The sequence below is a fragment of the Psychrobacter sp. 1U2 genome (genome assembly GCF_051847575.1).
Genome location: NZ_JBPYDC010001445.1, coordinates 1 through 598 on the forward strand (window position 1 = coordinate 1; position 598 = coordinate 598).

Consider the following 598-nt stretch of genomic DNA (forward strand, 5'->3'; position numbering starts at 1 on the left):
ATAGCGCGCATAGGTCAACGCAGCGATACGTCCGATACCATCCCCTGCCCCTGTCACTAAGATGGTTTTACCATTTAGACAATTATCCTGCGGCTCAAAAGTACGAATATCATCATGGCTTAGAGGTTGATTCACATTGTCGCTCATAGGTTCGTCCACTACTTATCTATTTATAATAAAGTTTATGTTTGGAATATCTCAGACTGGTTGGATATCACTGACCAGAAATATCCAAACCAATACGCTTAAATTATATATATTCAAACTTGCTGGGGGATAATAACAATTTGCTCAATTGCTTGGGCGTATCGATAATATGGTCTGCGCCCCAGCTTTTTAAGTTGTTTTGATCTTCAGGAGGGATATACCCATAAGCGGCCAAAATCGTCGACATACCAGCAGCCCTACCAGCGTCTATGTCACGTATATGATCGCCTACATAAACCACGCAACCAGCAGCGCCACGGGGTATTCCAAGCTTTTCTAGGGCCATATACATCGGCTCTGGATCCGGCTTACTGCGTGAGACGTCATCGGGACATACCAAAACAGCACAGCGCTCATCCAATTGCATTACTTTGAGCAGTTGCTCTGATAA

General features: G+C 44.1%; 1 protein-coding gene and 1 pseudogene. Both read right to left on the minus strand.

All coding sequences use genetic code 11. The features are described 5' to 3' along the window. Positions 1–147 (minus strand): annotated as a pseudogene (locus tag ACS8FD_RS22545) (YciK family oxidoreductase); the annotation flags it as partial. 103 nt (positions 148–250) lie between these two features. Further along, positions 251–598, minus strand: a 348-nt coding sequence (locus ACS8FD_RS22550) for an HAD family hydrolase (RefSeq protein WP_439277500.1), incomplete at its 5' end; no start/stop codon positions are given.